The organism is Szabonella alba, from assembly GCF_016765775.1.
Taxonomy (GTDB): Bacteria; Pseudomonadota; Alphaproteobacteria; order Rhodobacterales; family Rhodobacteraceae; genus Szabonella; species Szabonella alba.
Genome location: NZ_JAESVN010000004.1, coordinates 302777 through 329469 on the forward strand (window position 1 = coordinate 302777; position 26693 = coordinate 329469).

24 protein-coding genes and 1 tRNA gene are annotated in these 26693 nt (G+C 64.9%); 6 read left to right on the forward strand and 19 right to left on the reverse strand.

Annotated elements, in window-relative coordinates:
* Positions 1 to 9 precede the first annotated feature (9 nt).
* Positions 10 to 1185, reverse strand: coding sequence for a M20 aminoacylase family protein (locus JL811_RS11640; RefSeq protein WP_202688787.1), 1176 nt, complete (start codon positions 1183 to 1185; stop codon positions 10 to 12).
* Positions 1186 to 1284: 99 nt separating this feature from the next.
* Here JL811_RS11640 and mazG point away from each other — a divergent pair, with 99 nt between their 5' ends.
* The 3 genes from mazG to JL811_RS11655 all read left to right on the forward strand — a co-directional run bounded on the left by mazG (position 1285) and on the right by JL811_RS11655 (position 4266).
* On the forward strand, positions 1285 to 2124 hold the full coding sequence (mazG, locus tag JL811_RS11645; protein ID WP_202688788.1) for a nucleoside triphosphate pyrophosphohydrolase: 840 nt from the start codon (positions 1285 to 1287) through the stop codon (positions 2122 to 2124).
* An 83-nt stretch (positions 2125 to 2207) separates the two neighbouring features.
* Positions 2208 to 3209, forward strand: a complete 1002-nt coding sequence (locus JL811_RS11650; RefSeq protein WP_202688789.1) for a Fe(3+) ABC transporter substrate-binding protein — start codon at positions 2208 to 2210, stop codon at positions 3207 to 3209.
* A gap of 97 nt (positions 3210 to 3306) precedes the next feature.
* Complete coding sequence (locus JL811_RS11655; RefSeq protein WP_202688790.1) at positions 3307 to 4266, forward strand: nucleoside hydrolase; 960 nt, start codon at positions 3307 to 3309, stop codon at positions 4264 to 4266.
* 89 nt (positions 4267 to 4355) lie between these two features.
* Here the strand turns inward: JL811_RS11655 and dgoD are convergent, their stop codons facing one another.
* The 4 genes from dgoD to JL811_RS11675 form a co-directional block, all read right to left on the reverse strand.
* Complete coding sequence (gene dgoD / locus JL811_RS11660) at positions 4356 to 5528, reverse strand: galactonate dehydratase (protein WP_202688791.1); 1173 nt, start codon at positions 5526 to 5528, stop codon at positions 4356 to 4358.
* A 45-nt stretch (positions 5529 to 5573) separates the two neighbouring features.
* Positions 5574 to 6848 carry a TRAP transporter large permease gene (locus JL811_RS11665; RefSeq protein WP_202688792.1) on the reverse strand — a complete coding sequence of 425 codons (1275 nt, stop codon included), beginning with the start codon at positions 6846 to 6848 and terminating at the stop codon, positions 5574 to 5576.
* Positions 6848 to 7396, reverse strand: coding sequence for a TRAP transporter small permease (locus tag JL811_RS11670; RefSeq protein ID WP_237684931.1), 549 nt, complete (start codon positions 7394 to 7396; stop codon positions 6848 to 6850). Before JL811_RS11670 ends, JL811_RS11665 begins: the two co-directional genes overlap by 1 nt.
* Positions 7397 to 7532: 136 nt before the next feature.
* The gene (locus tag JL811_RS11675; RefSeq protein ID WP_202688793.1) at positions 7533 to 8561 is read right to left on the reverse strand and encodes a DctP family TRAP transporter solute-binding subunit; all 1029 of its coding nucleotides are present in this window, start codon (positions 8559 to 8561) and stop codon (positions 7533 to 7535) included.
* Between the two features lie 139 nt (positions 8562 to 8700).
* Here JL811_RS11675 and JL811_RS11680 point away from each other — a divergent pair, with 139 nt between their 5' ends.
* Positions 8701 to 9480 (forward strand): FadR/GntR family transcriptional regulator, encoded by a 780-nt coding sequence (locus JL811_RS11680; protein ID WP_202688794.1) that lies wholly within the window; start codon positions 8701 to 8703, stop codon positions 9478 to 9480.
* 73 nt (positions 9481 to 9553) lie between these two features.
* Here JL811_RS11680 and JL811_RS11685 read toward each other — a convergent pair whose 3' ends face one another.
* The 12 genes from JL811_RS11685 to JL811_RS11740 form a co-directional block, all read right to left on the reverse strand.
* Complete coding sequence (locus JL811_RS11685) at positions 9554 to 10588, reverse strand: ATP-binding protein (protein WP_202688795.1); 1035 nt, start codon at positions 10586 to 10588, stop codon at positions 9554 to 9556.
* 73 nt (positions 10589 to 10661) lie between these two features.
* The gene (locus JL811_RS11690; protein ID WP_202688796.1) at positions 10662 to 11870 is read right to left on the reverse strand and encodes a trans-sulfuration enzyme family protein; all 1209 of its coding nucleotides are present in this window, start codon (positions 11868 to 11870) and stop codon (positions 10662 to 10664) included.
* A gap of 162 nt (positions 11871 to 12032) precedes the next feature.
* Positions 12033 to 12107, reverse strand: a tRNA-Val gene (locus JL811_RS11695).
* Between the two features lie 12 nt (positions 12108 to 12119).
* Complete coding sequence (locus JL811_RS19970) at positions 12120 to 12698, reverse strand: HU family DNA-binding protein (RefSeq protein ID WP_237684932.1); 579 nt, start codon at positions 12696 to 12698, stop codon at positions 12120 to 12122.
* Positions 12699 to 12932: 234 nt separating this feature from the next.
* The gene (lon, locus tag JL811_RS11705) at positions 12933 to 15341 is read right to left on the reverse strand and encodes an endopeptidase La (protein WP_202688797.1); all 2409 of its coding nucleotides are present in this window, start codon (positions 15339 to 15341) and stop codon (positions 12933 to 12935) included.
* A gap of 204 nt (positions 15342 to 15545) precedes the next feature.
* Positions 15546 to 15899, reverse strand: a complete 354-nt coding sequence (locus tag JL811_RS11710; protein ID WP_202688798.1) for an Mth938-like domain-containing protein — start codon at positions 15897 to 15899, stop codon at positions 15546 to 15548.
* A gap of 9 nt (positions 15900 to 15908) precedes the next feature.
* Positions 15909 to 16877 carry a protein translocase subunit SecF gene (gene secF / locus JL811_RS11715; protein ID WP_202688799.1) on the reverse strand — a complete coding sequence of 323 codons (969 nt, stop codon included), beginning with the start codon at positions 16875 to 16877 and terminating at the stop codon, positions 15909 to 15911.
* Positions 16878 to 16888: 11 nt separating this feature from the next.
* Positions 16889 to 18556, reverse strand: a complete 1668-nt coding sequence (secD, locus tag JL811_RS11720; RefSeq protein ID WP_202688800.1) for a protein translocase subunit SecD — start codon at positions 18554 to 18556, stop codon at positions 16889 to 16891.
* Between the two features lie 13 nt (positions 18557 to 18569).
* Positions 18570 to 18893 carry a preprotein translocase subunit YajC gene (yajC, locus tag JL811_RS11725; RefSeq protein WP_202688801.1) on the reverse strand — a complete coding sequence of 108 codons (324 nt, stop codon included), beginning with the start codon at positions 18891 to 18893 and terminating at the stop codon, positions 18570 to 18572.
* 227 nt (positions 18894 to 19120) lie between these two features.
* Entirely contained in the window at positions 19121 to 19666 is a 546-nt protein-coding gene (locus tag JL811_RS11730) for an RSP_2648 family PIN domain-containing protein (protein ID WP_202688802.1), read from the reverse strand.
* Between the two features lie 10 nt (positions 19667 to 19676).
* A complete protein-coding gene (locus JL811_RS11735) occupies positions 19677 to 20924 on the reverse strand; it encodes an RSP_2647 family RNA methyltransferase (protein WP_202688803.1) in 1248 nt (415 codons plus the stop codon).
* A 98-nt stretch (positions 20925 to 21022) separates the two neighbouring features.
* Positions 21023 to 21733 carry a DUF6778 family protein gene (locus tag JL811_RS11740; RefSeq protein WP_202688804.1) on the reverse strand — a complete coding sequence of 237 codons (711 nt, stop codon included), beginning with the start codon at positions 21731 to 21733 and terminating at the stop codon, positions 21023 to 21025.
* A 325-nt stretch (positions 21734 to 22058) separates the two neighbouring features.
* Between JL811_RS11740 and edd the strand changes: the two genes are divergently transcribed.
* Both edd and eda read left to right on the forward strand, forming a co-directional pair.
* Positions 22059 to 23864, forward strand: a complete 1806-nt coding sequence (gene edd, locus JL811_RS11745; RefSeq protein WP_202688805.1) for a phosphogluconate dehydratase — start codon at positions 22059 to 22061, stop codon at positions 23862 to 23864.
* Between the two features lie 91 nt (positions 23865 to 23955).
* On the forward strand, positions 23956 to 24597 hold the full coding sequence (eda, locus tag JL811_RS11750) for a bifunctional 4-hydroxy-2-oxoglutarate aldolase/2-dehydro-3-deoxy-phosphogluconate aldolase (RefSeq protein WP_202688806.1): 642 nt from the start codon (positions 23956 to 23958) through the stop codon (positions 24595 to 24597).
* 13 nt (positions 24598 to 24610) lie between these two features.
* Here the strand turns inward: eda and JL811_RS11755 are convergent, their stop codons facing one another.
* On the reverse strand, positions 24611 to 26230 hold the full coding sequence (locus JL811_RS11755) for a saccharopine dehydrogenase family protein (RefSeq protein WP_202688807.1): 1620 nt from the start codon (positions 26228 to 26230) through the stop codon (positions 24611 to 24613).
* Entirely contained in the window at positions 26227 to 26676 is a 450-nt protein-coding gene (locus JL811_RS11760) for a thiol-disulfide oxidoreductase DCC family protein (RefSeq protein WP_202688808.1), read from the reverse strand. The genes JL811_RS11755 and JL811_RS11760 overlap by 4 nt, the downstream gene beginning before the upstream one ends.
* Positions 26677 to 26693: the final 17 nt, after the last annotated feature.

Genomic DNA, 26693 nt, shown 5'->3' on the forward strand with positions numbered 1-26693 from the left:
AGGCAGTTGTCAGGCGGGCGGCTGCGCGCGTTCGACCAGCCGCGCAAAGAAAGATGCCCCCAATGGTGCGACCTCATCATTGAAATCAAAGGCCGCGTGGTGCAGCCCGGCCCCCGGCCCGCTGCCCATGAAGAAATAGGCCCCCGGACGCGCCTCAAGCATATAGCTGAAATCCTCGGACCCCATTTCACGGCCCCCATTCAGGTTCACCGCATCCGGCCCCGCCACCTCGGCCGCGACGTCTCCGGCGAAAAGCGCCTGTGCCTCATGGTTCACGGTCGCGGGGTAACCCCAGTCGTAATCCACCTCGGCCCGGACGCCGAATGCCGCCGCATGGCCCGCGACGATCTCATGGAACCGCCGCTTCAGCATCTCGCGCACATCGGGTTTGAAACAGCGGATCGTGGCGCAGAACCAGCCATCCTCGGGGATGATGTTCGAGGCCGATCCGGTATGGATCTGCGTCACCGAGACAACCGCCTCATCATGCGCCGAAAGGTTGCGCGACAGGATGGTTTGCAGCGATTGCACCATGGCGACGATGGCCACCACCGGATCGACGCATTCATGCGGATTGGCGCCATGCCCGCCCTTGCCGGTAACCTTGACGGTGGCCGTATCGACCGAGGCCATCAGCTCGCCGGTCGTGCCCTGAAAATGGCCGAAGGGCACATTGGGCGCGTTGTGGATGCCAAAGACCTGGCCGATGCCGAAACGGTCCATCACGCCCTCCTGCACCATGACCTGCCCGCCGCCGCCATCTTCCTCGGCGGGCTGGAACAGCAGCGCCACCTTGCCCGCAAAGCGCCGCGTCTCGCACAGGTATTTCGCCGCCCCCAAGAGCATCGCCACATGGCCGTCATGGCCACAGGCATGCATCTTGCCGGGCCGGGTCGAGGCATGGTCGGCCCCGGTCAGTTCGGTGATCGGCAGCGCATCCATATCGGCCCGCAGCCCGATCACCGGGCCGTTCCCCTGCTCGGCGCCCTGCCCGTTGATGATGGCGACCACGCCTGAGGTCGCGATCCCTTCATGGATTTCATCCACGCCGAATTCGCGCAGCCGCGCCACGATGAAGGCGGCGGTTTCATGGCAGTCGAAGGCCAGTTCCGGATAGCGGTGCAAATGCTGGCGCCAGCCCTTCATCTCATCGGCATAACCGGCAATGGCATTGAGAACGGGCATGGTGGACTCCTTCGGGCGCGAACGGTTAAGCCGGGACAGAACCCCAAATCGCAAGGCCATGCAATGCCCCTTTCCCGCAGCGCCCAACCCCGCAGACCGATGCCCCGATCCGACAGCGATGCGCTGATTGCCGATCCTGCGGGCGGGATGGATCGGCTGTTGGAAATCATGGCCCGGTTGCGCGACCCCGAAACCGGCTGTCCTTGGGATATTCAGCAGGATTTCGCCTCGATCGCCCCTTATACGGTCGAAGAGGCGCATGAGGTGGCGGATGCGATCGAACGGCAGGATTGGGCCGATCTGCGTGGCGAACTGGGCGATCTGCTGCTGCAGACGGTGTTTCATGCCCGGATCGCCCAGGATGCGGGCCTTTTTGACTTTGACGATGTGGCGCGCGCGATCTGCGACAAGATGATCGCACGGCATCCGCATGTCTTTGGCAGCGACAGCCGCGACAAGACCCCCGAACAGCAGACCGCGGATTGGGAGGCGATCAAGGCCGCCGAACGTGCAGGCAAGGCCGAGACCGGCGTGCTGGATGGAATCGCCCTTGGCCTGCCTGCCCTGACGCGGGCGCTGAAATTGCAAAAACGCGCGGAAAGGGTGGGCTTCGACTGGCCCTCGACCGATGAGGTTCTGGCCAAGATCACCGAGGAAGCGGCCGAACTGACCGAGGCGCGCGAGAGCCTGACCCAGGCCGAGGTCGAGGAGGAGTTCGGCGATCTTCTGTTCGTCATGGCCAATCTTGCCCGCCATCTGCAGGTTGACCCCGAGGCCGCCCTGCGCGCCGCCAATGCGAAATTCACGCGCCGTTTCAGACGGATCGAGGAGGTTCTGGCCGAAAGCGGCAAGACACCCGCCCAAAGCGATCTGGCGGAAATGGACGGGTTGTGGAACCGCGCCAAGGCCGAGGAGAAGGCGCGAAAGGCGCGATCCTGATTTCCGACAGCTTCCATCAACTATTGACTTGACTGTTTTTGTCGGGCTTAACGGCGGCGATATTCCGACAAAAGAGGTCAACCATGCGTCTTCCCATCCTCGCCCTGGCACTTTGCGGCACGGCCCTTCCTGCCCTCGCGCAGGAGGTGAATGTCTACACGACCCGCCAGCCCTTCCTGATCGAACCGGTGATGGAGGCTTTCACCGCCGAGACCGGCATCACCGTGAACCTGGCGCATATCGACAAGGGTCTGGTCGAACGCCTGAAATCCGAGGGTGACCGTTCGCCCGCCGATCTGGTGATGACCGTGGACATCGCCAACCTGCAGCAGATCGTCGATGCCGATGTGCTGCAGCCTGTGGACAATGAGACCCTGAAATCGGCCGTGCCCGAGGCGCTGCGCAGCCCCGATGACCTGTGGTTCGCACTGACCTCGCGCGCCCGCGTCGTCTATGCCTCGAAAGAGCGTGTCGCGGATGGCGAAGTCACCACCTATGAGGATCTGGCCTCGGACAAGTGGAAAGGCCGCATCTGCACCCGTCCCGGCGTGCATGACTACAACCTTGCCCTGCTGGCCGCCGTCATCGCGCATCAGGGCGAAGAGGCCGCCAAGGAATGGGCCGCCGGTCTGAAGGCCAATCTGGCACGCAAGCCCGAAGGCAATGACCGCGCGCAGGTCAAGGCGATCTGGGCGGGCGAATGCGATATCAGCCTGACCAACACCTATTACATGGGTGCGATGCTGGCCGATGACGAGCAGAAGGCATGGGCGGAATCGGTCCGCATCGTCTTCCCGACCTTCGAGGATGGCGGCACCCATATCAATGTCTCGGGCGTCGCGATGACCAAATCCGCCCCGAACAAGGATGACGCGGTCAAGCTGATGGAGTTCCTTGTCTCGCCGGCGGCGCAGGCGATCTATGCCGAGGTGAACCATGAATACCCGGTTCTGGAAGGCGCCGATCTGTCGGAACTGGTCGCAAGCTGGGGTGAGATCAATGCCGATGATGTCAATCTGACCGAACTGGCCAAACTGCGCCCGGCGGCGCTGCGGATCATGGAAGAAGTCGGCTACGACAACTGATCCCGGCCTGACCGAAAACCAAAGGGCGGGCGCGATTTTACCGGATGGACAAATCGCGCCCCCTCCGCTTTCCTGACGCGAACGTTCAGGAGCGACCATGACACCCTCCCCCCGCAAGATCATCATCGACACCGACCCCGGGCAGGATGACGCCGTGGCGATTCTGCTGGCGCTGGCTTCGCCGGACGAGCTTGAGGTGCTGGGACTCACGGCCGTTGCAGGCAATGTTCCCCTGCGCCTGACCGAACGCAATGCGCGCATCATCAGCGAACTGGCAGGCGCAGTGGATATGCCGGTCTATTCGGGATGCGACGCGCCGCTGCGGCGCAAACTGGTCACCGCCGAACATGTCCATGGCAAGACCGGGCTGGACGGGCCGCAACTGCCCGAACCGACCATGGCGCTGCGGCCCGGACATGCGGTGGATTTCCTGATCGAGACGCTGCGACGAGAACCTTCAGGCACGGTTACGCTCTGCCCGCTGGGGCCGCTGACCAATATCGCGACGGCCCTGCAGCGTGCGCCCGACATCGCCGAAAGGGTGCAGCAGATCGTCCTGATGGGCGGGGCCTATTTCGAGGTGGGAAACATCACCCCGGCGGCGGAATTCAACATCTTCGTCGATCCCGAGGCGGCCAAGATCGTGTTCGGCTCGGGCATCGACCTTGTGGTGGTGCCGCTGGATGTGACCCATAAGGCGCTGACGACAAAACCCCGGGTCGATGCCTTTCGCGCGCTTGGCACCGAGGTCGGGCGCATGGTGGCGGAATGGACCGATTTCTTTGAGCGATTCGACAAGGACAAATACGGAAGCGCAGGCGCGCCGTTGCATGACCCCTGTGTCATTGCCTGGCTGTTGTGGCCCGATCTGTTTTCAGGCCGCCGGATCAATGTGGAAATCGAGACCGGTTCGGACCTGACCCTTGGCATGACCGTTGCCGACTGGTGGCATGTGACCGACCGCGCGCCCAATGCCCTGTTTCTGGGCGATGTCGATGCCGAGGGGCTTTTTGCGCTGCTGACCGAACGTCTGGCCCGCCTGCCGCTGCGCGGCTGACGGGGTGCTGGACGGCAGAATGGACGGGGGGATGGACGGGGGCGGGCGGAGCAGTTAGGGGCTGCCCCTGCCTGCCAACGGGCGCCGGTCTACCAATGGGCGATAGTGCCATCGGGCAGCACCGCCTCAAGCGCCGGAATGACCTCGGGTTCGAATGGATGGCACGCGGCGGCCTTTTCGTCGATTTCGATGCCATAGCCCGGCGCTTCGGGCACTTCCCATGCGCCATCGACAAGCCGCATCGGGTGGCTGAAAATCTCATCGAACCACGGCACCAGTCCGACGGCCTCTTCCTGAATGACGAAATTCGGGGTCGCCACGTCGAAATGCAGCGCCACGCTGCCCGCGACCGGGCCCATCGGGTTATGCGGCGCAATGCCCATCTGCCCGGCCTCGGCAATTGCCGCAATCCGGCGCCCGCCGGTCAGCCCGCCGCAATGACTCAGATCCGGCTGGATATGGGCGACCGCGCCCAGTTCAGCCAGTTCGGCAAATTCGCGCGGCGTGAACAGCCGCTCACCGGTTGCCAGCGGACAATCCACCCGCCGCGCCAGTGCGGCCATCGCGGCGGCATTGCCGGGCTGGATCGGTTCCTCGATGAACAGGGGCCGGATCGGGGCGATCACGTCGATAAAGGCCTTGGCGGTATCGGCATTGGCCGGACGGCCATGGAAATCGGTCATGATCGCGACATCGGGCCCCACCCTTTCGCGCACGGCCTGCGCCAGTTTCTCGACATGCAGCACGTCGCGCAGCGGGGCCTCATAGGCGCAATAGGGCACGAAACCCAGCTTGACGGCATTGTAGCCCATTTCGACGGTTTCCTGCACCGCATCGCAAAAGGCGCTGATATCCCCGGTGCCGACCTGCGCCCCGATCCGGGCACGGCGCAGATGGGTATAGACGCGCACATGGTCGCGCACCCGCCCGCCCAGCAATTGCCAGACCGGCACGCCCAGATCCTTGGCCTTGATATCCCACAGTGCCTGATCAATCGCCGAAACCGCCGAAAGCCCGATCGCCCCCAGTGGCCAGAAGCTGAATTTCGTCATCTTTGCGAAAAGATGCTCAATCCGGCGCGGATCCTCGCCGACCACGAATTGTGCCAGATCCTCGACCGCCCCTGTCACCGCGCGGGTCTTCCATTCCAGCGTTGCCTCACCCCAGCCATGCAACCCGGGCTGATCGGTCTGGACCTTCACGAAAATCCAGTTGCGGTGGATGGCGTTCACGACAACGGTGCTGATGCCGGTAATCTTCATTCTGTTTTCTCGCCTTGAAGGAAAAGGGCCGGACCTGCCGGAGCGTCAGTTGAGCAGACCGGGAAGGTAGCTGGAGATGCCGGGAACCAGACAAAGGATTGCAATGGCCGCAAGCTGTGCCAGAAGGAAGGGAAGCAGCGCCCGGATCAGCGGCATCAGCCTGACCCGGCCCACCCGCATCACCACAAACAGCACCACCCCCACCGGTGGCGTCACCAGACCAATGGCCAGCGTCAGCATGATGATCATGGCCGCCTGCAACGGGTCGATGCCCAGCTCACGCACCATCGGCATCAGAAGCGGCGCAAAGATCAGGATCGCAGCGCCGATATCAAGGAAGGTCCCCAGCAGCAGCATAAGAAGGGCGACCGCGAAAAGGAACAGCACCGGGCTGTCCTGAAAATAGCCAGCCCCCGCCGAAACCCAGCCCGCGATCCCCAGAAGGTTCAACGCGTAGGACAGGATCGTGGCCGCCGCGACCAGCAGATAGATGCTGGCCGAGGTGCGCGCCGCCCGCAGGAAAGCCAGCCAGAGCCCGCGCAGCGTCATCGCGCGGAACACGACCACCGACAGGAAGATCGCATAGGCCACCGCGATACCGCCGCCCTCGGTCGCGGTATAGATGCCTGTCAGCATGCCGCCCACGATCAGCACAGGCAGGGTCATCACCGCCAGCGCCTCGATCCCCATGCGCAGCATGCCCTCGGGCGGGATGGAAACCGGGCGCGGCTTGGGCACGCGGCCGCGCAACGCATCGACCGCGACCACCGCACAGCAGGCCCCCGCCAGCAGCAGCCCCGGCAGGATCCCCGCCAGAAAGAGGTCGATCACCGAAAGCCCGGTAACAGCGGCCATGATGATCGCAAGACCCGAGGGCGGGATGATCGGCCCCACCACCGACGAGGCCGCCGTGACGGCTGCCGAATATTCGCGTGTATACCCCTCTTTCGGCATTTCCTCGGTAAAGACCCGGCCCAGGGCCGCAGCATCGGCTACTGCCGAACCCGAGATCCCGGCGAAAAGAACCGAGGTGCCGATATTGGCAAAGGCGGTGCCGCCGCGCAGCCAGCTTGTCGCCATCGAAGCGATTGAGATCAGCCGCGCGGTGATGCCGCCCTGGCTCATGATTTCGGCGGCAAGGATGTAGAAGGGCACCGCCAGAAAGATGAAACTGTCGACCCCTGTGAAAAGCCGCGTCGCCGTCACGCTGAGTGGGATGCCCGCGATCCAGACGCCGAGGACCCCCGCAAGGCCGATGGAAAAGGCGACCGGCACACCGACGAACAGCAGGCCAAGGCCCAGAATGGCAACCCAGAGCATCAGACGGCCCCTCCCTGCCCGTTCGACAGGCCATCGGCCTCATCGGGCCGGTCGGGTTCAAACCCGGTCAGCCAGCTCAGCGCGATCTGCACCAGCATCAGCACCGCCCCGACCGGCAGCGCCGCATAGGGCAGGATCATCGGAATGCCCGAGGCCGGTGCGACCTGTGCCGCATTGCGCAGCGCCAGCGGATAGCCATAGATCAGGATCACGACGCAGAAAATTCCTGCGACCGAGTAGAGCCCCGATTTCACGAAGCGCACGAAACGCGGGCGCACAAGGGTTTCCAGCGCCTCGATGCCCATATGTTCCAGCCGGAAGATGCAGGCGACACTGCCCAACATCATCAGCCAGATCATCGAATAGCGCATGACTTCCTCGGTCCAGCTGAAGCCTGTGCTGAAGAAATAGCGCCCGCCCACCTGCGTCAGGTTCAGCAATGTGACAAGGATCATCAGCAGGCAGGCCGCAATCTCGGTGCTGCGCGCCAGCCCCCGCGCCAGCAGAAGTGCTGGAGCCTGCACCGATGTCAGGACATGATGGGTCATCGCGATCCCCTGTCTGTCGCCCCGCGGGACGGATCTGCGGATTGAATTGCATTGGACTGTAAGGCAGGTCGATCAGATCCCGGCCCATCGAAACCCGGCCCGCAGATCGCGGACCGGGCTGCGGGCCGGGGCCGGTTCACTCGCCGTAAAGCTCGGCCTTGGCGGCGTCGACCGTTGCGATCAGGTCATCGACCAGTTCATCGCCGACCCGGCTGCGGATGAAGGTCAGGACAGGCGGCTGGGTGATTTCCTTGAAAGCCGCCTTTTCGGCGGGGGTCGAGACATGGATTTCCATGCCCAGTTCCTCGGCCAGACGGCGGCTGTAGCGCCAGTCGCCTTCGGTTTTCTGCAGGTTTTCGGTCCAGGCCATCAGGCTGGCCGCATCGCGGATCACCTGCTGATGCCCGGGATCAAGCGCGGCGAACCACGCCTCATTGGCGATGATGACATGCAGGCCGAACGTGTGTTCGTTCAGCGTATAGTATTTCTGCACTTCACCATGACCGCCGGTATAGACCACCGCAGGCGGGTTTTCCTGCCCGTCCACCACGCCCTGACGCAGCGCCATCACCACCTCGGCGCCGCTGATCGGCACGGCGGTCGCCCCCAGAGAATTGACCATTTCCATATAGACCGGGCTTTCCATCGTGCGGATCTTCAGCCCTGCCATATCCTCGGGATTGACCAGCGGACGGACATTGTTGGTGAAGGACCGGAACCCGTTCTGCGAAAAGGCCAGCGCGCGGATGCCCGTCGTTTCCAGCATATCGGCCTTCATGCGCTCGGCAAAATCGCTTTCCAGCACTTTCCAGGCCAGCGGCGCGGATTCGAAGAGATAGGGAACCGACCAGACCTGCATCGGCGGATAGAATCCCGCCATCGCCCCATCGGCCGGCAGGCTGAGTTCCAGACTGCCCTGCTGGACCATCTCGATCATCTCGCGCTCACCGCCCAACTGGTTGTTGGGGAACAGCCGCACGGTGATCTCGCCATTGGTCTTGAACTCGACATAGTCCTTGAAACGGACAAGGGCATTGTATTCGGGGGAGTCCCCCTCGGGCATGCCGATCCCGAACTTGATCTCGGTTGCCGCAGCGCCGGAAAGGCCAAGCAGCGAGGTTGCGGCAGCCATAGCCGCCGCGCGGAACGCGGTCGTCAGGGTCATTGGATCCTCCTCCATATGTCCGGCAGGTCAGGCGCAGGTCTTGATGCTTGCTGTCCGAGCGTTGCCAGTGCAGGCCATGTGGCGCTACATAGAGGCAGGATGCCGCTTTCTAGATCATATGTAAAGATGGGTTGAGCCTTTGAACCGCAATCTTCCGACTGGCGAAGACGCAGCGCCGCCGCGTCTCGTGCTCAGGATTCCGAATGAACTTGCCTCATCCCTGCCCACCGGCGCGGCGCGGCAGGCGGTCGAGGTTCTGGGGCGCCGGATCACCAATGATGTCTATCTGCCCGAGGCGGTCATGCCGACGGAGGAAGAGCTTGCCACCTCGCTGGGGGTTAGCCGTGCCACCGTGCGTGACGCGGTCAAGGTCTTGTCGGGCAAGGGACTTCTGCGCACCGCGCGGCGCTATGGAACGCGGGTGCGTCCGGTCGATGAATGGAACCTGACCGACGGCGATGTGGTATCATGGCATGACCCCGCGCATCCGCGCATCCGGCGTATCTTTGCCGAAACCACCGAATTGCGCAGCATTCTGGAACCGGCGGCGGCGGCCCTTGCCGCAAGGCGCGCGACCGAGGGTGAAACGCGGCTGCTGCTTGCCGCCGCCAATGCGATCCATCCCGGTGAGGTGGATGTCGAAGCGCTGTTCGCCGCCGACTGTCAGTTCCATGTCACGCTGTTCGACATGACCAAGAACAGCGTGATGCGGCAGATGCGGCAGCTGATCCTGACCATGCTGCGGGTGTCCTATGAATTCGGCGTGGTCAATCCGAAGAATGAAAAAGTCAGCCGCGAAGGTCATATCGCCGTGGCCGAGGCGATTGCCGCCCGCGACCCCGAAGGCGCGCACCGCGCGATGGCGGCAATGATGGATCTCAACCGTTCGATCATCGAAACAGACCGGAGCGGAGGCTGAGCGCCAAACTCGCGCCATCGCTCCGGCCCCAACACAGGGGCCCCATCATTCAGGTCCGGTCCCCCTCGCACGGTCATTCTGTCCCGGGGCCCAGATCATCAGGCAGGATCACGGTAAAGACCGACCCCTTGCCCGGTTCGCTTTCGATGCGCAGCCGCCCGCGATGGCGGTTCAGGATATGTTTGACGATGGCCAGCCCCAGCCCGGTGCCGCCCTGTTCGCGGGACCGGTGGCTGTCCACACGGTAAAAGCGTTCGGTCAGGCGCGGCAGGTGGATCGGGTCGATCCCCTCCCCCTCATCGCGCAGCGCGATGCGGTAGACCGGGCCGCGCATCCCCGGTTCCTGCAGCGCGCGGGACAGATCGACATGCACGGTCTTGCCCGGCGCGCCGTATTTCACCGCGTTTTCCATCAGATTGGCCAGAACCTGCGTCAACTGGTCGGCATCGCCGCGCAGCGGCACCTCCCCTTCGGTGCCGCGCATGTCAAAAGCGACCCCCACCGACATGGCCATGGGCCGCAGATCCGAGGCAACCCGGCGGATCAATGCGGCGATGTCGACCTGCCCGGTCGGGCGGACACGCTCCTGCGCCTCGACGCGGCTGAGCGACAGAAGATCGCCGACAAGACGGTTCATCCGCCCCGCCTCACGCGCCATGACCGACAGGAACCGGTCGCGCGCGACGGGATCCTCACGCGCGGCGCCCTGCAGGGTCTCGATGAAGCCCAGAAGCGCGGTAAGGGGGGTGCGCAATTCATGGCTGACATTGGCCACGAAATCGCGCCGCATCTGGGCGATCTGTTCGGGTTCGCTGATATCCTCGAAGATGCACAGCGCGCCTTCCTCGATGGCGGTCACGCTGACGCGATAGACGGTTTCGGATGCGCCCTGCTGCACCACATGCCGCGCCTGCCCGGTCAGCCCGGCCGACAGGGCGGCCTCGATGGCAGCCTGCACAGGGGCCTGCCGCAGCGCGGTCGGATAAAGCCGCCCCTTCGCCGCCGTCCCCAGCAGGGTCTCGGCAGCGTGATTGACAAGCACCAGGCGTTCCTCCCGATCCACCAGCACGGCGGGCAGGGGCACGGCTTCAAGGATACGGTCCAGCATCTGGTCCCTCCGCTTGGCGGTTCTGCGGCGCAGACTGGCCCGGGCCGCGGCCCGATACAAGCGCCTCGGGCGATCAGTCCGCCACTGACGCCGCCGCAGCAACCCCGCGCCCGAATTCTGCCAGCAGCAGGTCGATATCCTCACATCCGACGGAAATCCGGAAGAAGCCTTCGGAAATGCCGATCTGCTGCCGGGCCTCGGGCGCCACAGCCCGATGCGAGGAAGAGGCGGGATGGGACAGGGTCGTGCCGATATCACCCAATGTCGGCGCAAAGGCCAGATCGGGCATCGCGCGGGTCAGGGCATTGGCGGCGGCCCGCCCGCCCGTCAGTTCAAACGACACCATATTGCCGCCACGCGCCCCCAGCAGACCCACCGCGCGGTTGTGGTCCGGATGGTCGGGGCGCAGCGGGTAAAGCACGCGCCGCACCCCCGTCAGCCCGGCCAGATGATCGGCAAGCCGTGCTGCATTCGCCTCGGCCCGGTCATAGCGCAGATGGAAGGAATGCAGCCCCCGTTCCGCCAGCCAGCAATCGAAGGGCGATGGCGTCAGCCCTGTTGTCACCGCGAAATCATAGATCGCCTTGCGATGGGCAGGATCGCGTGCCGCGACATAACCCAACGTCGCGTCCGAATGCCCGGCCAGCAGCTTCGTCACCGAATGGATGACGATATCGGCGCCATGATCCAGCACCCGCAGCGCGCGCGGCGTGGTGAATGTGGCGTCCACCGCCAGCAGGATCCCCCGCGCCCGGGTGATTGCGGCAATGCCCTCCAGATCGGCCAGCCGCAGCGTGGGGTTCGACACGGTCTCGATCAGGATCATCCGGGTTTCGGGCCGGATCGCCGCCGCGACCGCCGCCGCATCGGTCGGATCGGCCAGCGATGTGGCAATCCCGAACCGCTGCAGATCCTGCATCATCAGGCGAAGGGACCGGCCATAAAGCTGATCGCCGCCGATGACATGATCCCCCGCCCCCAAGAGCCCCATCAGCGCCGCCGTCACCGCCGCCATGCCCGAGCCGACAATCAGCCCGCCCGTCGCCCCTTCCAGCGCGTCGATCTTGGCGGCCAGCACCTCGGCATTGGGATGGCCCTCGCGCGCATAGGTATAGCCTTTTACCCGCCCCTCATATTGCGCGTCCAGCTGATCGGGCGTGTCCGAGGCATAAACGACCGAGGGCTGCAGCGGTGTTCCCACCGCGCGGCTGGCCGATTGCGGCCAGGGCGTGCGGCGCACGAGGCTGTCGGGGATATCCGCGCTGTTGGGACTATCAGGCATGGGCAAGGCTCCTGTCTGCGAATGGCCGAAGGTCATGGTAGGGTCTTGAAGGCGACCGTGACCCCGCCGGAGGAGTGTTTACCGGCGGCTGAAACGCCCGGTCAGGGTCAGTCGACCCGGAAACATTCCCCGGGGCCCGGCCGTATTGCGCAAAAGGGAAAATGGTGGGTGATAACGGATTTGAACCGCTGACATCTTCGATGTGAACGAAGCGCTCTACCACTGAGCTAATCACCCATCGGGGGCGGTTTAGTCGTCTTCGCCTTCCGACGCAAGACCCTCTTTGCCCCCCTTTTCTTCGCTTTTTCCACCCGTGTCGCGGCGCAGGCGCAGCGTCAGGATATCGGTTCCTGCGTCGGATTTCGACCGGTTGACCCTGACCTTGCCCAAGGGCGGCAGGTTCAGTTCCTCGCCCTTTGACAGCGCCTCACCCAGCACGCGAAGGGCGGCTTCGAGGACAGGTTTCACATCCTTGCGCTTGGCACCGGACAGATCGGCGACGCGGGACAGAAGTTCCTTTTTCTTCAGCGTCACCGCCTCGGTCTTGTCGGCATCGGCGTTTTCGGCGCCCATGTCGGGGGCCGGTGTCGCGGCAGCTTTGTCCAAAGCGGCCTTGGCCGTCTCGCGCAGGGGGACTGCGGCAGCGGCGGGGATTTCAGCGGCTGCTGCGGGTTTGCGTGCAGGGCTGCGGCGGGCGGGGCTGGCCTTGGCGGAAGGCGTGGCTGCCTTCGCCGCAGGCTTTTTCGCAGTGCCAGCCTTGGCGGCGCTGCTGCGCGTCCGGGCCGGGGTCGCGGCGGGTTTGTTCGGGTCAGATTTGGAGTTGGGCATGGCGTTGTCCGTTCTTTTCACGCGGATTCGGATCGGACATTAGGGCAGAATCCGGGATCTGGAAACTGCCCGCAGCATGGCGCCCGCCGATTTCGGATATCCCGGCCTTGCAAGGGCTGCGGGATGCAGCCCGCCCCTGCCCCCTTCAAACGCAAAGGGCGGCACGGTTTCCCGCGCCGCCCCCATTCATTCTGTCAGCGCCGCATAAATGCGCCGTGACATTGCGTCAGCGGCTCAATGCGCCGTGGCCTGCGGTCCCGCATCGCCCGCCGCGCGACGGGCGGCGGCGGCGGCCTCTTCGGCGGCCTCGTCCCATTCGACCGGTTCAGGCTGGCGCACCAGCGCTCTTGCGATCACATCGCGGACATTGGCGACCGGAATGATTGTCAGCCCCGCCTTCACATTGTCCGGGATCTCGGTCAGGTCCTTTTCATTGTCCTGCGGGATCAGCACGGTCTTGATGCCCCCCCGCAAGGCCGCCAGCAGCTTTTCCTTCAGGCCGCCGATGGCCAGAACATTGCCGCGCAGCGTGACCTCACCGGTCATGGCGATATCCTTGCGCACCGGGATCTGGGTCAGCACCGACACGATCGAGGTGACCATCGCGATGCCGGCACTTGGCCCGTCCTTGGGGGTTGCCCCCTCGGGAACGTGAACATGGATATCCACCGTTTCGAATTTCGGCGGCTTCACCCCGATTTCCGGGCTGATCGACCGCACAAAGCTCGACGCGGCATCAATGCTTTCCTTCATCACATCGCCCAGCTTGCCGGTGGTCTTCATCCGGCCCTTGCCCGGCAGGCGCAGCGCCTCGATGGACAGCAACTCACCCCCGACCGACGTCCAGGCCAGACCGGTGACAACGCCGATCTGGTCTTCCTTCTCGGCCAGACCATAGCGGTGCCGCTTCACCCCAAGGAAGCCTTCCAGCCGCTCGGGCGTCACCTCGACCGACTTCGTCTTGCCCTTGACGATTTCCGTGACCGCCTTGCGCGCAAGTTTTGCAAGTTCGCGTTCAAGGTTCCGCACACCCGCCTCGCGGGTATAGGTGCGGATCATCTCGGTCAGCGCCGGATCGGTCACGGCAAATTCGCCCTTCTTCAGACCATGGTTCTTGATCTGCTTGGGGATCAGGTGCTGTTTCGCGATCTCGCGCTTTTCATCTTCGGTATAGCCCGCCAGCGGAATGATCTCCATCCGGTCCAGCAGCGGCGACGGCATGTTGTAGCTGTTGGCCGTGGTCAGGAACATCACGTTCGAAAGGTCATATTCGACCTCAAGATAGTGATCGACAAAGGTCGCATTCTGTTCCGGGTCCAGCACCTCCAGCATGGCACTTGCCGGATCGCCCCGGAAATCCTGCCCCATCTTGTCGATCTCATCCAGAAGGATCAGCGGGTTGGTGGTCTTGGCCTTTTTCAGCGCCTGAATGATCTTGCCGGGCATCGAGCCGATGTAGGTGCGGCGGTGGCCCCGAATCTCGGATTCGTCGCGCACGCCGCCAAGGCTGATGCGGATGAATTCACGCCCCGTGGCCTTGGCCACCGACCGCCCGAGACTGGTCTTGCCGACGCCCGGAGGGCCGACAAGGCACAGGATCGGGCCCTTCAGCTTGGCCGAACGCGCCTGCACCGCCAGATATTCGACGATACGTTCCTTGACCTTTTCCAGCCCGTGATGGTCGGCATCCAGCACCTTCTGCGCGGCACCCAGATCTTTCTTCATGCGGGATTTGACACCCCACGGAACGCCCAGCAGCCAGTCAAGATAGTTGCGCACGACGGTCGCCTCGGCGCTCATCGGGCTCATGGTTTTCAGCTTCTTGACCTCGGCCTCGGCCTTGTCGCGCGCCTCTTTCGAAAGCTGGGTCTTGGCGATCCGCTCTTCCAGTTCAGCGACCTCGTTCTGGCCGTCCTCCCCGTCGCCCAGTTCCTTCTGAATGGCCTTCATCTGCTCATTCAGGTAATATTCGCGCTGCGTCCGCTCCATCTGCGTCTTGACGCGGGACTTGATCTTTTTCTCCACCTGCAGGACGGACATTTCGCCCTGCATATGGCCGTAAACCTTTTCCAGACGCTCAGCCACATCCAGCGTTTCCAGCAGCGCCTGCTTGTCGCCGACGCCGATCCCCAGATGACCGGCGGCCAGATCGGCCAGACGGGCAGGTTCACGCGTTTCCGAAACGGCGGCAACGGCCTCTTCGGGGATGTTCTTCTTGATCTTGGCGTAGCGTTCGAATTCCTCGGCCACGGCGCGCACCATCGCATTGACGGTATCGCCATCGCCGGGGGTCTCTTCCAGTTCGGCGGCCTGCGCCTCGAAAAAGCGGGAATTGTCGATGAAGCCGGTCACGCGCACGCGGGTCTTGCCCTCGACCAGCACCTTGACCGTGCCATCGGGCAGTTTCAGCAGCTGCAGCACATTAGCCAGCACGCCCACGCGGTAGATGCCATCAGTGGTCGGATCATCAAGCGTGGGGTCGATCTGGCTGGACAGCAGGATCTGGCGATCCTCGGCCATCACCTCTTCCAGTGCGCGCACCGATTTTTCCCGCCCGACGAACAGCGGCACGATCATGTGGGGAAAAACCACAATGTCGCGCAGCGGAAGCACCGGATGGCTGGGATTGGTCGTTTCGGTCATCTTGTTTCCTTTACTGGCAGGAAGGCCATGGTCCCGATGGTCGGCAACACGCGGCTTCCCCTCATGGAAGAGCTTATCTGGTGCCGCATATCGCGACTGTCAACCTGTGCGCATCCTGTCCGATGATGCGCCCGCATCGGGGCGGATTCAAGGCCCCATTGGGGCCTGACGCCGGGGCTGCCCGGCCCTGCCCCCGCCCGCCTGTCAGACCGGCAGCAAAGCCAGTGCAATGCGCCGCCCTTCGGACAAAAGCACATTGTAGGTGCGGCAGGCAGCGGGCGAATTCATCACCTCGATGCCGATGCCCGCCTCTTCCAGCGCCGCGCGGAACTCGGCGGGGGCATGGGCGATCTCGGCCCCGGTGCCAAGGAACAGAACGTCGATCCGCCCGGCCAGCGACAGCGGCGCCGCAGTGTCGCCATAGCCGCCCCAGGGCCCGGCATCCCAGGGCGTGACAAGGACAGGCCCTTCTAGAACCCGCCCCGCAATGCGGAAAAAGCCCGGGCCATAGCCGTCGACCGGCTGGGCGGATCCATAGCTGATTTCGGTCAAGCGCATCCGTTTGCCTCAGGCATCCACATCCGAGAAATTCGTGCCCGCCGCACTGTCCTTCTTCTTCGGATCGCGGTTGACCCCCAGATACAGAACAATGTTCTTGGCCACGAAAACCGAGGAATAGGTGCCGATGATCACGCCGAAGAAGATCGCGAAGGTAAAGCCCCGGATCACATCGCCGCCAAGCGCCAGCAGCGCGCCAAGCGCCAGCAGCGTGGTAATCGAGGTCATCAGCGTCCGGCTGAGCGTTTCGTTCACCGAAAGGTTCATCACATCGATCAGCGGCCTGGTCTTGAACTTGATCAGGTTTTCCCGCAGCCGGTCGAAGACCACAACGGTATCGTTGATTGAATAGCCCAAGATTGTCAGCAGCGCCGCGATAACCGCAAGGTCAAAGCGGATCTGGAGCAGGGCAAAGACCCCCACCGTCACCACGACATCATGCACCAGCGCGAAAACCGCCCCCACCGCGAACTGCCATTCGAAGCGCAGCCAGATATAGATCAGGATCGCGCCGGTCGCCCCCAGCACGGCCATCACGGCAGACCAGATCAGCTCTCCCGACACCTTGGGCCCGACGCTTTCGACCGAGGCGAAGGTGATCGCGGGGTCATGCCCGGTCAGGGCCTCTTCGACCAGCAGCAGGGTTTCGGGCGTCACCGCCTCAAACCCTTCCTGCGCCTGAATGCGGATCATCGCGACATTGCGGTCATCGCCGAAGGCGGGATCGAACACCTCGGTGATCGAGACATCCCCAAGCTCCAGCGGGGTCAGCGCGGTGCGATAGGCGCCGACATCCACCACCTGCGGGCTTTCGGTGCGGATCGTCGTGCCGCCGCGAAAGTCGATGCCGAAATTCAGCCCCATCGTCAGCACAACGGCCAGTGATGCCAGCATCATCACGATGGAGGCCCCGAAAGTGACCGGCGCATAGCCGAAGAAATTGATATTGGTCGTCTCTGGAACCAGTCTGAGCCGCATCCGGGGCCTCCTTAAACGACGATGGTCTTGGGACGGCGGCGTTCATACCACGTCACGACAAGCAGGCGGGTCACGAAAATGGCCGTGAAGACCGAGGTCAGAATGCCGATGCCCAGTGTCACCGCAAAGCCGCGCACCGGTCCCGAACCCACCATGAACAGGATCGTGGCGGTGATGAAGGTGGTGATATTGGCGTCGATGATCGCCGAAAGCGCCTTTTCATAGCCCAGTTCGATCGCCCGGGCCGGACCGCGCGCGGTCTTCAGCTCCTCGCGGATCCGTTCGAACACTAGCACATTGGCATCCACCGCCATGCCGATGGTCAGCACGATCCCGGCAATCCCCGGCAGGGTCAATGTGGCACCAATGGCCGACAGCGTGCCGAAGATCAGCGCCACGTTGAAGCCAAGCGCCACCGTCGCCAGCACCCCGAACCAGCCATAGCAGGCGATCATGAAGACCAGCACCGACGCCATCGCGACCAGCGCCGCGATGCGGCCCGCCTCGATACTGTCCTGCCCCAGCTCGGGGCCGACGGTGCGTTCTTCAAGAAAGGTCATCTCCGCAGGCAAGGCACCCGCCCGCAGCAGCACCGCCAGTTCGGTCGATTCGTCCACCGAGAACCGCCCGGTGATGATGCCGGATCCGCCTGCGATATGGCTCTGGATCACGGGGGCAGAGATCACCTCGTCATCCAGCACGATGGCAAATGGGCTGCCGATATTCATCGCGGTGTAATCGCCGAATTTCCGCGCGCCCGACGGATTGAAGCGGAAACTCACTGCGGGGCGGTTGTTCTGGTCAAAGGCGGGCTGCGCATCGACCAGTTCCTCACCGGTGACGACCGGCGCCTGTTCGACGATATAGAACCGCCCCGGTTCATCCATCGAGGGCAGTAGCAGGTTGCGCGCCCCCGGATCGGCCCCGGCATCGGAACCCGAGCCGATAACCGGATGGAAGGTCAGTTTCGCGGTCGTGCCGATCAGCGCCTTCAACTCACCAGCCGACCCGATGCCCGGAACCTGAATCAGGATGCGGTCGGCGCCCTGACGCTGGATCGTGGGTTCGCGTGTGCCGACCTCATCGACGCGGCGGCGGATGATCTCAAGGCTTTGCTGGATCGTGCGGTCATCGGTCGCCTCACGTTCCGCTTCGGAAAGCTGCACGACGATCTCATCGCCCTCGGCGGTGACCTCGATATCGTTCTGCCCCATGCCGGTCAGGGTAACGACCGGCTGCGCCAGCTGGCGCACCTGTTCCAGCGCGACCGCCATGCCATCAGGGTTCGAGACAGCAACCCGCAGCACGCCCGGCACACTGGGCTGGCGGCGGACATTGCCGACCTGATCGCGCACATCGCGCAGCGTGTCGCGGACCTCGGGCCACATGCCGTCGATGCGCGCCGCATAGACATCGGCGACCTGCACCTCGGCCAGCAGATGCGCCCCGCCCCGCAGGTCCAGCCCCAGATTGAGCAGCGAGGTGGGCATCCATTCGGGCCAGGCGTCAATCGCCGCCTGCTGTTCCGCTGTTGCGACCCCGCCCGCCATCTCGACGGCGGCTCTGGCGTCATTATGTCCTTCCACACGGGAATAGAACAGGTTGGGCAGCGTCAGCATGACCCCAAGCGCACAGAGCGACAGGATCAGCACACGCTTCCAGAGCGGGATCTGCAACATCGGTATCGCTTTCTCAGGCCGCGGCCGGCTCGGTCTTGGACATCACCTGCACGATGGTATGACGCAGCACCTTGACCTTGACGCCATCGCCGATCTCGACCTCAAGCATGCCGTCTTCCATGACCTTGGTGACCTTGGCGACGATGCCGCCCTGCGTCAGCACCTGATCACCGCGGCGCAGCGCCTCGACCATGGCCTTGTGTTCCTTCAGCTTCTTCTGCTGCGGACGGATCAGCAGGAAATACATGATCGCAAAGATCAGGATCAGCGGCACGAAAGAGGTGAAGGCGGCGGCGCCGCCACCGGCGGCCTGAGCGTATGCGGGCGTTACGAACATGCGTTAGAACTCCTGATCGGCGGGGTTTTCCCCCGGTTTTTGTCGCGCGGCACCCTAGCCGCGCGCGGGTCCGGGCGCAAGCGGTCGGGGCAAGGGTCTGACCGGCATATAGGACGTCCCGGCGCGCTGCGACAGCCCTTGTGGCCCGGGCGCGACCGATTGCCCCGGAATTCCGGGCAATCGGGCGGGTCGACATCTGCGCCTGTGCGCGGTCCCCGGCCCCCGGATCAGTCCTGCCGCATCGCTTTGGCCAACCGCGTCAGCCCCGCCCGTTTCAGCATTACGGTCAGGCCTCGCGGCACACCGTCCCGCGCCTCGGCCTCTCTTCGCAAGGTCTCCAGCGCCGCGCCCACACCTGCCGGGTCCTGCGACCAAAATTCCCACAGCAATCCATCGGGGTCGCGCCGCTCAACACCTTCGGCACGCAGGGTTCCGCGCGGAAAATCGGCGGCATTCAGCGTGACAATACAATCGGCGCTGCCTGCGATGGCGCTGGCAAGCACATGGATATCAGCCTCATCGGGCAGATGCAGGCGGGATTCGAGCCCCGGCTGGGCGGGCACGATCGCCCCCGGAAAGCGCAGTCTTGCCTGTGTCACGGCCTCCCGCGCAGCCAGACCCTGAAGCGGACCGTGTTTCGCCCCGGCGCGGTCCCATTCACCTAGAATCCGCTCCGACCAAAGCGGGGTGAAGGCCTCGGTTTCAGCAACGGCAAACAACGCTTCACGCATCACCGCCGGAAACAGCACGCAGGTATCGAGAACACAACGCATCAGTCGCGCCTCAGCCATCCAGCCGGAAGAACAGCGCCTTGAGATAACCGCTTTCGGCCAGTTGCGGCAAAACCGGATGGTCCGGCCCCGCCTGCCCGGTATGGATCAACTGCCCGCGCCGCCCGCCCCGGCCGATCCCGCGCGCACAGGCGTTGCGGAACGCGGTCAGATCGGCGGCATGGGAACAGGAGCACAAGACGATATAGCCCCCCGGTGCCACCAGAGGTGCGGCCAGACGCGCGATGCGTTCATAGGCGCGCAGCCCCGCCTCAAGCGCGGGTTTTGCGGGGGCGAAGGCAGGCGGATCGCAGATCACCAGATCGAAGCGCGCGCCCTCTTGTCCCAGATCCTCCAGCACGGCAAAGGCATCGCCCTGCCGGGTTGCAAAGGCCGCGTCCATCCCGGCCGCCTTTGCCCCCGCGTCGGCCAGTGCAAGCGCCGGGGCTGACCCGTCGATCGCCAGCGCAGAAGTGGCGCCGCCCGCCAGACAGGCCAGCGCGAAGCCGCCGACATGGGAAAACACATCCAGCACCCGCCCGCCCCGGGCCAATGACGCGGCAAAGGCATGGTTCGGGCGCTGATCGTAGAACAGCCCGGTTTTCTGCCCGCCCAGCAGATCGGCCATATAGACCGCGCCATTCATCGGCACCGGTACCGGGGCCTCCAGCGCCCCCAGCAGCAGCGCGCTTTCCTCGGGCAGGCCTTCAAGCCCCCGCGACCGGCCCGATCCGTTTTTCAGGATCACCGTCACTCCGGTCACATCGGCCAGCGCCTCCGCCAGCAGGTCCAGATGCGCCTCGGCCCATGCGGCATTGGGCTGGATCACCGCCGCATCGCCGAACCGGTCGATCACCACGCCGGGCAATCCATCGGCCTCGGCATGGATCAGCCGGTAGAATGGCGCGTCATAGAGCCTTGTGCGATGGTCCTGCGCCCGGGCAATCCGGGCGGCAAACCAGCCCTTGTCGATCACCGCCCCGGGGTCACGGTCCAGCATCCGCGCGATGATGCGCGATGCGGTATTGACGGTGACAAGCCCCAGCGGGCGGCGGTCAGCATCCTCAAGCACGGCCAGCGCGCCGGGGGCCAGTGCTTGCGTGCGCCGGTCGGTGACCAGTTCATCGGCATAGACCCAAGGGAAGCCATGGCGGATCGCCCGGGCCTCGGCCTTGGGCCGCAGGCGGACGACCGGCAGTTGGCCGGGTTCAGGGGGGGCGAGTTGGGCGGGCGCGCTGTGCGGATCATCGGGGCGGGTCATGCGCCCCCCATAGCGCGTTCACGCCGCGCCGGAAAGGGCTGCCGATGCCCCGGCACGGCGGTTCCATCCCCGGTCAGCAGCCCCGACCCGTCAGCCGGTCAATAGGGGATCGGGGACTGTTCCATCACCCGTGCGGGCGTCAGCGCGATGGCGGTCGCGGCACGGCCGACCGGGGCCTCTTCCTCGGTCACGCGCGACAGTTCCTGCCGGATTGACGCGCGCAGCCGCTCGACGATCACAACCCGCTGCGTGCGCCCGGCCTGATCCTCGGCAATCGCACGGCTGCCGCCCGAGGCTTTGACATCAGCCACGATCAGACGCGGCCCGTCGATCACCGCCCCGCTGGCGGCATCGCGCAGCGTCAGCCTGTAGCGGATCGCATGGACGCCGCCGAAGGTATAGCGCGTCTTTTCGGTCAGGCTGTGAAAGCGCGTGACCTCGGCATCAACGATCACCGCCGGGCCCGATTTCATATGGCCCGTGCCCAGGCCGAAGGCTTCGGCAAAGATCGCGCGCACCTGTTGATGCCGGTCGCCGCGCGGCTCACCGCGCCAGACGATATCGGCCATCGGATAATACATGTTCGCCTCAGAGACGCGCAGGTCGTCGGGCACCGTCACATTGATCTCGCGCACATCATATTGCGGCGCAAGGATCACCCGGCGGTCCGGGGCGCGGTCCAGATAGGCAATTTCGGATGTGTTGAGCGCCGTCGCCGCAGGCAGGTTGCGGGATGCGACATCGCCCGGGCCACAGGCCCCCAGCAGCGATAAAAGCCCGAAGGCAGCAAGTATTCTGGTGCAGGTCATTTGCGGTCCTTCCGTTGCGTTCTGCCCCGTGGTCACCGCAGGGAGTGTCACCCGAATGCGGCCGAAATCGGGAAACAAAGGGCCATTTTCGTCAGATTGCTTCCAGAACGGCAACAATCGTTGCTCCGGAACCACAAAAATCCTTCGTCAGGCTACGATCAACCCCCGGCAGAATACCGCCATCCGCCATTCGCCTTTTCCCCAACCCCTCCCCAGCCCCTTTTCTTTTGCGCTCGTTAGCGCTAACATATATGGGATCCAGCCGCCTCCGCCCCATGGGCGCTGTGCGGCATGCCGAATGAACGCCGCCGGAAGGAGCCAAGGGATGACCCTCAACGCCACCATCGCCCGTGTGACCGACCGTATCCGCGCCCGGTCCGAGGACAGCCGGGGCCGCTATCTTGACCGGATGGCGCAGGCAGTCGCCAAGGGCCCGATGCGCGCGCATCTGAGCTGTGGAAATCAGGCCCATGCCTATGCCGCGACTGGCCCCGACAAGGACCGGCTGTCTGAGGCGCGCCAGCCCAATATCGGGATCGTGACCGCCTATAACGACATGCTGTCGGCGCATCAGCCGTTCGAGAGCTATCCCGACCTGATCCGCAAGGCCGCACGCACCGCCGGGGCCACGGCGCAGGTCGCGGGCGGGGTTCCCGCGATGTGCGATGGCGTGACGCAGGGCCAGCCGGGGATGGAGCTGTCGCTGTTTTCCCGGGATGTGATCGCCATGGCCGCCGGCATCGCGCTTAGCCATAACTGTTTCGATGCCGCGCTTTACCTTGGCGTCTGCGACAAGATCGTGCCGGGGCTGGTGATTGCGGCGGCCACCTTCGGCCATGTCCCGGCATTGTTCGTGCCCGCGGGGCCGATGATCTCGGGCATGCCCAATGACGAGAAATCCGCCGTGCGCAACGCCTTTGCCAAGGGCGAGGTCGGGCGCGAGGCGCTGATGGCGGCCGAAATGGCGTCTTATCACGGGCCGGGCACCTGCACCTTTTACGGCACCGCGAATACCAACCAGATGCTGATGGAATTCATGGGCCTGCATCTGCCGGGCACCAGTTTCGTCAATCCCGGCACCGATCTGCGCGCGGCGCTGACTGCGGCGGCAGTGGGACGCGCGGCCCGGATCACGGCCCTTGGCAATGAATTCCGGCCCGCCGGTGAAGTGCTGGATGAACGCGCCTTCGTCAATGGCATGGTCGGGCTGATGGCGACGGGCGGATCGACCAATCTTGTACTGCATCTGCCCGCGATGGCGCGCGCGGCGGGGGTGATCCTTGATCTTGAGGATTTCGCCGATATTTCCGATGCCGTGCCGCTGATGGCCAAGGTCTACCCGAACGGGCTGGCCGATGTGAACCATTTCCACGCTGCGGGTGGCCTGCAATTCCTGATCGGGGAATTGCTCGATGCCGGACTTCTGCACCCCGATGCGAAAACCGTGATGGGCGAGGGTCTGGCCCCCTATCGGCGGGAACCGAAGCTGAAGGATGGTGCGCTGATCTGGGAGGACGGGCCGGGCACCACCCACAATGACCGCATCCTGCGCCCCGCCGCCGATCCGTTCCAGAAGGTCGGCGGACTGAAACAGCTTTCTGGCAATCTGGGGCGCGGGGTCATCAAAGTGTCCGCCGTCGCCCCCGAACGCCATGTGATCGAGGCCCCGGCCCGCATCTTCCACGACCAAGAGGCGGTGAAGGCCGCCTTCCGCGCGGGCGAAATCACCACGGATACGGTGGTTGTTGTCCGCTTTCAGGGCCCGCGCGCCAACGGGATGCCGGAACTGCATTCGCTGACACCGCTGCTGTCGGTCTTGCAGGACCGGGGGCTGAAGGTCGCACTGGTGACCGATGGCCGCATGTCGGGCGCATCCGGCAAGGTGCCCGCCGCGATCCATATCTCACCCGAAGCGGCCTGCGACGGCCCGCTGGCGCGGCTTCGCGACGGCGATATCGTCCGGCTGGACGCGGTCGCAGGCGTGATTGAAGTGCTCGGCGTCGATCTGGACAGCCGCACCCCGGTCACCGCCGATCTGTCAGGCAATCAATATGGCATCGGGCGGGAACTTTTCGCACCGTTCCGCCGGGGCGTCGGCCCCTCGACCGAAGGGGCGGCGATCTTCGGCTGACGGGCTTGCCGCCCGGGGGGGCCGAGGCTAAACCCGGACCTGTCCTGCTTACCCGATCTTCCCCGCCCTGTCCCAACCCGAGAGATCCGCCATGACCCCTGCCGAACAATCCGCCCGCGCCGCCGAGATCTGCCGCCTTGCCCCCGTTATCCCCGTTCTGGTGATCGAGGATGTGGCCAGTGCCGCCGCCCTCGCCCGCGCGCTGGTCGCGGGCGGCCTGCCCGCGCTGGAGGTGACGCTACGCACGCCCGCCGCTCTGGATGCGATCCGCGCCATGGCCGAGGTGCCGGGCGGGGTTGTGGGGGCGGGCACGCTGCTGACCCCCGCCGATGTGAAGGCCGCCAAGGCGGCAGGCGCGCAGTTCGGCGTTTCCCCCGGTGCGACCGAGCGTCTGCTCGAGGCCTGCGCCGAGGCGGAGCTGCCGTTGCTGCCCGGGGCCGCCACCGCGACCGAGGTGATGGCCTTGCTGGAAAAGGGCTATACGGTGCAGAAATTCTTTCCGGCCGAGGCCTCGGGCGGGGCGCCTGCGCTGAAATCCATCGGCGCGCCGATCCCGCAGGTTGGCTTTTGCCCCACCGGCGGTGTCAGCCTTAAGAATGCAGGCGATTATCTGGGTCTGTCCAACGTGCTTTGCGTCGGTGGCAGCTGGGTTGCCCCGGCTGGACTGGTGGCCGCAGGCGACTGGGCTGGGATCGAGAAACTGGCCGCCGAGGCCGCAGCCCTGCCGCGCTGACCTTTCCCGCTGATTACCGGGTCACGACGTCCCCGGGGCCCGGTTGCGGTGTCTCGGCGGCAAGCCATCCTTGGTAATGAACCAGCAGGCCTTGCGTCACCGGCGCAAGGATCCTGACATCGAAGCGGAACCGCCCGTCTTCGGCATATTCCCGCGCGACCGAGACGGGCAGCAACCAGCGCGGCAAGGGAAGTGGCCCGATCCGTCCCGACAGCACCGGAAAGTGCAGCGCGCCTTCCTGCACCCTCAGCCCAAGGCGAAAGGTGAAGGGACCGAAACGCTCGGTCATACCGCCCTGCACTGACGCCAGCCGAGACCGGAAGACCCGCGTGCCAAACCGCCGTTGCCACAGCTCCCCCCGCGCGGTCACGGTCTTGGTCACCGCGACCGGCACCTGACCGGCCGCCGGAGGAAAGCCGAAAAGCCGCCCCAGAAACCGGCTCCACAGCCCTGCCCCCCGCTGCACCGAGGCCGCGCCCTGCCAATGGCTGATATCCACCGTCATATGGGTCTGGCGCACGGGGTCGGGCAGTGTGGCGAAATCACCCCCCAGAACGCCGGGAAACAGCGGCAGGGCCGGTTCGGTCAACCGCTCCACCCGGATGGCCAGATCGGCCATGGCGGCCTCGGCCTCCTCCAGCGTTACCGCCTCCAGCGCCGGCCCCGCCCCGACCGGCAGCACCCTACGGCGCAGCAGGGCGCGCGTCGCGATGGCCGGAACAAAGGGGCCGTCCCCCGCCTCGGCCAGCAGACGCCAGAAACGGCGTTCCTGCCCGGTGACGACCATCACCGACATGCCACCGCGATCCGTGCCGAAGGGCGCCAGCAGATCCGCCGCCCGCTTGAAGACCCGCAGAAGGGCCGGGGTCAGCGGCAGGCCGGTCCAGCGGCGCAGCCAAGCAAAGGCCGCCAGACCATAGCGCATGACGGCCAGTTCCAGCCCGGCCCGGAATTGCACCGATCCGGCCCCGAAATGCACCGGAAACAGCGCAAGATCGGGCACCTCGATCTGCCAGCCCTGCCGGATCAGGCCACCGGGCAAGCGGTAATCACGCGGCGCGGACCAGCCGCGCGCGGGCCGCCAGCGCCCGCCACGCCAGACCTGCATCGGCTGGCCTGCCTGTGACAGGATCGAGGCCATGACCGACAGACCGCGCGGGCTGCGATTGCCGGGCAGGATGGCGATATCTATCGCCTTTGGCACCTCACCCGCACAAAGCGCGCGCACCGCTGCCGAGGACAGGGCCGGAACCGAAGACAGGCCCGACAGCACGCAAAGCCCCGCCGCCCGCGCCTCGGGGTCAAGGACCGAAATTCCGGCACAGAACCGCGCATTATCGGCCAGATCCAGATAATGCACCCCCGCCGCGATGGCCGCGCGCGGCAGGCGGTAAGGATCGTCGCCATAGGCATGGAAAGGACCGGCGGCATCGACCACGACCTGATATTGCGCCAGCGCGCGCAAATCCCCCTGCCGGTCCATGCGCAGAAACCGGCAGCCAAGCGCATCGGCCAGCGCCTGCGCCTGTGCCGCATCGCGCCCCGCAACCGTGACCTCATGCCCGTCGCGATGCAAAAGCCGGGCCAGACGCGCGCCGAAAACGCCATAGCCGCCCAGAACAAGCACCTTCATCGCAACAGCCGTTTCTGAAAGGCGGGATCGGGGATGCCGCACAGATCCGCGCGCCCGAACATCGCATATCGGTTGCGCGCGATCCAGCGATACAGCCGGTCGCGCAGGCCCCGGGGCAGGATCCGCAACACCCCGGTCAGCCTTGCCCAACCGCCAAGGCGCCGCCCAACCTGCAGCACCGCATCGAAATCGCGATGGGCCACGCCCCGGTCGATAAACAGCCAGCTTGCCGGATCATCGGGCGCCAGACCGTAATGGCGCAACAGCGCCGCACCCAGCGGGCTTTGCACCGGGCAGATCCGCACCTGTCCCGAGCGGTCCAGCCGGTGGATCATCCGCGCGCCCCAACTGCACAGCGCGCATTCGCCGTCCATCACCGCGACAGGATTGCTGTCATCGAAACCGGGGATATCTGGATCGGACTGATAGGAATAGACCTCACGCATGATACATCCTCATCCGC